4 protein-coding genes and 1 pseudogene are annotated in these 7,418 nt (G+C 53.2%); all 5 read left to right on the top strand.

The annotated features are described in order from the left end of the window. Window positions 1-251 precede the first annotated feature (251 nt). Window positions 252-428, top strand: a pseudogene (locus FBQ85_23140) (IS66 family transposase). A 21-nt stretch (window positions 429-449) separates the two neighbouring features. Continuing rightward, the gene (locus FBQ85_23135) at window positions 450-4,778 is read left to right on the top strand and encodes a response regulator (GenBank protein ID MDL1878038.1); all 4,329 of its coding nucleotides are present in this window, start codon (window positions 450-452) and stop codon (window positions 4,776-4,778) included. Between the two features lie 366 nt (window positions 4,779-5,144). Then, on the top strand, window positions 5,145-5,591 hold the full coding sequence (locus tag FBQ85_23130) for a hypothetical protein (GenBank protein MDL1878037.1): 447 nt from the start codon (window positions 5,145-5,147) through the stop codon (window positions 5,589-5,591). 73 nt (window positions 5,592-5,664) lie between these two features. After that, window positions 5,665-6,411, top strand: coding sequence for a PorT family protein (locus tag FBQ85_23125; protein MDL1878036.1), 747 nt, complete (start codon window positions 5,665-5,667; stop codon window positions 6,409-6,411). Between the two features lie 812 nt (window positions 6,412-7,223). After that, window positions 7,224-7,418 (top strand): hypothetical protein (locus FBQ85_23120; GenBank protein ID MDL1878035.1); only part of this gene is annotated, 195 nt, incomplete at its 3' end.

The following is a 7,418-nucleotide window of genomic DNA, read 5'->3' as shown; positions in this document are numbered from 1 at the left end:
GCCGGCGCGCCGGCCGCGAAGCAGATTTCTTGTTTTTCACAAGGGCTCCTGATTATGTGGTTGTCTGCCTTCAAGATAGGAGCCATCAGAAAAATTTCAGCTAAATTTAGGACAAAATCCCTCGAGAGATTTTTAAATCCCGAATCGATTTTGCTCCCGAATACAATGAAAAGTTAATTAAGTCAGTTGAAAAACAAAAAGGGAAACCAATTAAGAAGGATGAGTACCAAACATTATCTCAACAAACTGGGGATCTGCGCATGATGAAAGTGCAGCAGAAAATTTCAGGCACATTTCGCAGCGTCGATGGTGCAAGGGCCTTCTGTCGCATTCGCGGATTTATTTCCACTTGCCGCAAGCAAAACATCAATGTGCTCGACGCCATGGAAAGTGTTCTGCTTGATAAGCCTATCGTGCGCTTGGCATAGCTGAATAGTTACCGTTATTTAATGATGACTGCCATTCCACAAAACGTTTGGAAACGATTGGGCCGCGCGATGCGGGGCAAAGCCCTCCTGCCGGCTTTGATAATCGCGACTGCGTGGCTGGAAGCTCACACGCTTCTCGCGCAAGAGCGGGCGATCGCTTTCAAGCATCTCACCATCGACGACGGCCTTTCCCAAAGCTCGGTCTTGTGCATTCTGCAAGACCGCAAAGGGTTTTTGTGGTTTGGCACACAGGATGGACTGAACAAGTATGACGGCTACCGCTTTACGGTTTATAGACACGAGGCTTCGGATTCGACCTCGCTATCGGAAAACTACGTGGAATCGATTTATGAAGACCGTTCCGGAACGCTCTGGATTGGAACAATCGGCGGCGGACTCAATCGCTTCAATCGCGATACCGAGACCTTCACTGCTTTTTTCCACGATCCGAAAGATCCCCACAGCCTCAGCCACAACGCGATCTTGTCGCTTTATGAAGATTCCTCCGGCCGGCTCTGGATTGGGACTCAGGGCGGCGGGTTGAATGAAATGGATCGCAGCACCGGGCGGTTTACGCGTTATCTTCATGATCCCAACAACCCCGGCAACCTGAGCAATAATCAGGTCTGGCAAATCCGTGAAGACGCCGGCGCGCCAAACATACTCTGGCTCGGAACCGAAGTCGGCCTTACGCGCTTCAATCGCGATACCGGAGCATTTACCCGTTTTGTGCATGATTCCAACAATCCCCACACTCTCAGTCATAATTTGATTCGGGCAATGCACATCGATCGCGCTGGCACACTTTGGGTTGGAACATGGGGCGGTCTCAATCGCTTTGATCGCTCTACTGAGCAATTTACTCGCTTTGTCCACAACGCCAGCGATCCACACAGTCTTGGTGATAATCGGATTTGGGCCATTTGCGAAGATCCGGCTACGTCAGGTGTGCTCTGGATCGCCACGTATGGCGGCGGCCTCAACCGCTTTGATTCACGCCCGACGCCGCGCGACCGAGGGCGATTCACTCGCTTCCTGCACAACCCCGTGCAGGCTTCCAGTCTTAGCGACAACAACGTCAAGTCGATCTATACTGATCGTTCCGGCACACTCTGGATTGGAACGTGGAATGGCGGCGTCAACATGGTCGGTAGCGGCCGGAAGCAATTCAATCATTTTTCGCGATTGGACGGTCTCAGTCATAATACGGCCCAGGGATTTGCCGTCGATCCCGTTGCCTCCCACCTGGTTTGGATTGGAACCTGGGGCGGCGGCCTCAATCGCTTCAATCGCAAGACCGGCCAATTCAAGCACTTTGTTCACGATCCCCAAAATCCGCGCAGCCTCAGTCATGATCGCGTCCGCTCAGTTCTTATCGATCATGCCGGCGTCCTGTGGGTTGGAACGGATCATGGCCTCAATCGCTTTGATCGCAACGCCGAAGAGTTTGTCCGTTTTAATTACGCGCCGCGGGCGCGTGAGAGCCATGGTTATAATACCATCAACGCCATATGTGAAGATGCCGTTTCTCCGGGTACGCTTTGGCTCGGCACAAACGGCGACGGACTCATCCGGCACGTCATCAGCGGAGGTGAAGGCGCCGACCCCGGGCAAGAAGCAGTGACTCACTTTGATTACAATCCGGAAAATCCCAACGGCCTGGGCAGCGGGAGAGTCTCATCGCTTTGCGTCGATCATTCGGGCACATTGTGGGTTGGAACCGACCGCGGCCTTCATCGCTTCGATCGGGCTACCGGTCGCTTCGTCCGTTTCGTTCACGATCCTGCCAATCCCAACAGTCTCAGCCATAATGGTGTTCTGTCCATTCATGAATCCACGGACCCGCAGGGGACGACGACACTTTGGATTGGAACCGCAGGCGGCCTCAACAAACTTGCCCTGAGCAAGGGCGAAGGATCGAATCGCGACACGCAGCAGTTTACACACTATACGGAGCAGGATGGACTTCCGAATGCGGTGATTCATGGCATATTGGAAGATGGTCATGGCCGGTTATGGTTGAGCACCAACAAAGGCCTTTCCCGCTTGGATCCGTCGGCAAATCCCCCGGCTTTTCGCAACTATGACGTAACCGACGGCTTGCAAAGCAATGAGTTTGGCGAGGGCACCGGCCATAAAAGCAGCTCGGGCGAGATGTTTTTCGGAGGCATTAACGGCTTCAATCTTTTTCATCCCGACAGCATCAAAGACAATCCGTACGTTCCGTCGGTGGTGATTACCGATTTTCAAATTTTCAATCAATCTCCCAAAATCGGCGGGAAAGACTCGCCGCTGCGGCAGCATATTTCAGAAACCGATGAGATCGTTCTTTCTTACCAACAAAGTGTTTTCTCTTTTGAATTTGCTGCGCTCGATTACACGGCGCCGGGGAAAAATCGCCATGCTTATAAGATGGAGGGCTTCGATCAGCACTGGAACGAAGTCGGCGCCAGGCGTTTCGCGACCTACACGAATCTCGATCCCGGCGACTATGTATTCCGGGTACGCGGCTCCAACAACGACGGTGTGTGGAATGAAACCGGCGCTGCGATTAAAATCACCATCACGCCGCCGCCGTGGAAAACGTGGTGGGCATACATGCTTTATGTTTTTCTCGGTACGGCTTTCTTGTATGGCCTCCGCCGTTATGAATTGAATCGTATCCGCCTCAAAGACCAGGTTACAATGAAACAACTTGAAGCGGAGAAGCTCAAAGAGCTTGACACCCTGAAGTCGCGCTTTTTTGCCAATCTCTCACACGAGTTCCGGACGCCGCTGACGCTCATTCTCGGGCCGGTGGAGCAAATTCTCAGCGAAGTACTTGACGAAAAGGTGCGCATGAAACTTCGCCTCGTTCATGCCAATGGGCAGCGGCTGCTGGCGTTGATCAACCAATTGCTCGATCTTTCCAAGCTGGAAAGCGGCAAGATGCAGCTTCGCGCCGCGCCGGGCAATCCCGTGGAATTTCTGCAACGGCTCACGGTTGCCTTCGCGCCATTGGCCGAGCGCAAGCAGATCACGCTGCGCTTCGAAGCGAAAGCCCGAGCACTGGAATTGTATTTTGACCGCGACAAGATGGAAAAAATTTTCAGCAACCTGCTTTCGAACGCCATCAAGTTCACGCCGGAGGGAGGCTCTGTGATTGTGGAATGCGGATTGGGGAATGCGGAAAGGGTCTCCGCAATCCGTAATCCGAAATCCGCAATCATCAATGTGCGCGACACCGGCATCGGCATCCCCGCAGAAAAGCTGCCGCATATTTTCGATCGCTTCTATCAAGCGAATACCTCATCTACCCGCGAATTCGAAGGCACGGGCATCGGGTTGGCGCTGGTGAAAGAGCTGGTGGAATTACATCACGGCAAAATCAGTGTTGCCAGCGCGGAGGTCAAAGGCGCGACATTTACTGTGCGCCTGCCGCTCGGCAAGGATCATCTCGCGCCGGAGGAGATTTTGGAAGTCAGTGAGCAGTATTCTTCAGTAACCGGTGAACAGTCATCAGTTGTCAGTGATCAGTATTCAGTAATGAGTGAAGGCGAGGAGCGTGAAGCGAAGAGCGAAGGGCGAATAGCGACCAGCGGCGAGCAATCGGACCTCGTGCTGCTCGTCGAAGACCACGCCGAGTTGCGGCGCTATTTGCGCCAGGAATTGGAGCCGGCGTATCGCGTGCTTGAAGCTGCTGATGGCGAGGCCGGCTGGCAGATGGCGGTGGAGACGATTCCTGATCTGGTGATTTGCGACGTGATGATGCCCAAGATGAATGGCTACGAATTTTGCAGCCGTTTGAAAACCGACGAGCATACCAGCCACGTTCCGGTGATTTTGCTCACCGCCAAAGCCGGAACCGATGACAAAGTGGCAGGTTTGGAAACCGGCGCGGATGATTATCTCAGCAAGCCGTTCGCAGCCAAAGAGCTGCTGGCGCGGGTGAAGAATCTCATCGCGCAGCGGCGCAAGCTGCGGCAGCGCTTCGCCGGAACCGTGGCGCTCAAGCCGAGCGAGATCGCGGTGACTTCCATCGACGAGAAATTTCTGCGCCGGCTGCTGGAAATCGTGGAGGCGCACCTAGATGAGGAAGATTTTGGGGTCGTAGCGATGAGCCGCGAGGCCGGAATGAGCCAGCCGCAACTTTGGCGCAAAATCAAAGCGCTCACCGGACAATCGCCGAATCAATTCATTCGCGCGATTCGCTTGCAGCGCGCGAAACAATTGCTGGAAGCAAAGACCGGCAATATCGCCGAAGTGGCGTATGCGGTGGGGTTCAGCAATCTGTCCTACTTTGCCAAGTGCTTCCGCGAGCAATTTGGGCAACCGCCGTCGGTTTATAAAGATTTGGGTGGTAAGGCCTGATCGATTGAATTACTTCCTTCCTTTCTTCCCGCAAAAACGGAGTCTCGACCCGATTGTGGGTCGATAAGCAAGCACAGACGTTCACCCTTTGTCGTCTAAATCCCATCCCAATTCCCCCCAGCCCAACTTTTTACTACAAAAAACGCCGTAGCGCCCCGCCCGCGGGGCAAATAATCTAATGCAGCCAAGAGGTCTGCGCTACGTTAGCCGTCCTGCAAGATTTGTGTTCATTTTTGAAAAATTTCTGTCAAGCGTTGAAAGATTCCTGTCGGAATTTGCATGACGCGGGTTAGAAAACGCCCTCCCGTTTTTCCTATCTTGATGCAGGCAAGCGCAGGAAAAAAATCATCACGAAAGAGGCGCAAGATGGACGCAAAGACGATTACCGTGGTCGGGACCTATATCGACCTCGGTAAGATCAGGCTGGCTAGCGGAAAAATCTTGGCATGGGACGACCTCGACCCGCCGCATGGACCGCCGGAGATACCCTATGGCGCGAAGGCGGAACTGACCATTGTGCTTGACGCGCCAGATTATTTACACGGAGTCGAGGGCGCGATTTGGGCAACGTATGACCGGTATCAAGCGGAAATCGTGCAAGGCGCCTTGCAATCTCAGAAAACTGCCTGCGAGCTGCGGGAGTCTTACTTGAACGGCTTTCGGCTCTACGTCTTGCTCGTTCGCGATCCCACTAAAAGCGATGCGGCAATTGACTTCGTTTGGCGCGACCCCGGCGGGCTTGGGCTCCAGCCGGATTGGCGCTATCCTGCCGGCGCGGTGAATGAAAGCTTTTTGCGCTGGACGAAGGGATGAGGGCCTGGAGCGTGGAGCGAAGAGTGGAAAAGCGAGGGGCGAAGAGTACATGGATCATTGAGCCGGCAATCCAATGATCCGGAAATGCAAAAATCCACAAGTTCATCAATCTCAAACTTCAATGCAAAAGGAGGATGTCATGATCAAATTCAATTTTTTGTTCGCGACGCTTTTGGCGCTGTTTATCGCACTGCCAGCCCGTGCTCAAGTCAAGCTCGGCGTCATGGGCGGCGCGAACTTCGCCAATCTCAATGGCAATGATGTCGATGGCAGCCAGATCGATTTTTCCAGCCGCACGGGTTTTGGCCTCGGCGGAGTTCTCGATATCAGGCTCAGCAAAGATATCTCACTGCGATTTACGCCGATGTATTTGCAAAAAGGTGGGGAGTTAAACGACACCGACCCGGATTTGGGCGAAGAGACATTTGCGTACAAAATCGGTTATTTGGAAGTGCCCGCGCTCTTGAAGATCGATTTTGGCAAGAGCAGCGTTCGGCCCTATCTACTGGCCGGCCCAACCATTGGGTTCAACCTGAGCTCGAAACTAGATTACAGTGTGCCCTCATTCAGCGAAGAGATCGACGCCAAGGATATCACCGAAAGCACCGATCTCGCCCTTACTTTCGGCGCGGGAGCAAGTTTCCCGACCGGCGCTAGCGTGATTTTTGTGGAAAGTCGCTATGCCCTCGGCCTTTCGGATATTGCCAAGGAAGGCGTCCTTACTCTTATGGGTGAAGACCTCGTGTCCGGAGATGCGGACGTCCAAACGAGAGGCTTTCAGCTCATGGCCGGTATGAGCTTTCCGCTCGGCAGCAAGTAACAATTGAGTGAAGCCGGGCTTTCTTAGAGTCCGGCTGCACCCCATTTTGATGGACCACCGGACATACTGTATGGCACGAAGACGGAACTTGACCATCGCGCTTGACGCGCCGGATTATTTGCACGGCGCCGAGGCTGCGATTTGGGCAACGTATGACCGGTATCAAGCGGAAATCGTGCAAGGCGCCTTACAATTTTCTGCACAGATTCAATTTTTAATGGAGTAACGAAAGTTTCACCGGCAAAACCAACTGAAAACGCTGTTGGTGGAAAAAACAAAGCGTACCTGCTAACGGTGAAGAAACCCAAATCGTTTTGCCTTATCTAAAAGTTAGCAGCATTGGGCAGCGATGCCGGCGCTACGTTCTGCGCACGGCGCAAGCTCGTGTTGATGAAGTGATTTGTGACCATCGAGGATTGAGAATCGTGAGGGATAATTCTCGATCTTCGATTCTCAATCCTCGCTTCTCGAACGCACAATCCCGTAGGGATGAAATGTTTCCAGCATGCGCTCCTCCCCTTTCGGCAAACTCCATGGGAGTGACATGAAGATTGATCCTTGCTGCGCTTTGGTTTTCATGCGCAAAACATTTCACTCCTACGGAGTTTTGAGAATCTTGGAAACGATTGGCTCCCTGTCTTTTTCACGATGTCCGTTTGATACAATTTCTTTTCCTCTGAACGGTCTATCTTTGTGCCCACAGGTGACACCCACCAAAAATCTGATATTCAAAAGAATCAAAGGAGGCAAAATTGACAAGACTGTTTCTAAAACAAGCTCGAGCGTTCACGCGAGAATCGATTCTTGCAATGATGCTCATGTTCTCACTTGCCGGGCAAAGTCACGGGCAAAACATCGCGACTGTGTACGCCTCGGGCCTGACTGGCCCCATCGGCATTGCAGTGGACGGCCGCGGCTGGCTGTGGGTGGCGGAACAAGGCACTGGCAACCAGGACAGCCGCGTCGTGGTGGTCACCACCGACGGCCAGGTACATCCGTTCCTCAGC

This window comes from Cytophagia bacterium CHB2 (assembly GCA_030263535.1).
Taxonomy (GTDB): Bacteria; Zhuqueibacterota; Zhuqueibacteria; order Zhuqueibacterales; family Zhuqueibacteraceae; genus Coneutiohabitans.
This window is presented reverse-complemented; position numbering and strand designations above follow the sequence as displayed.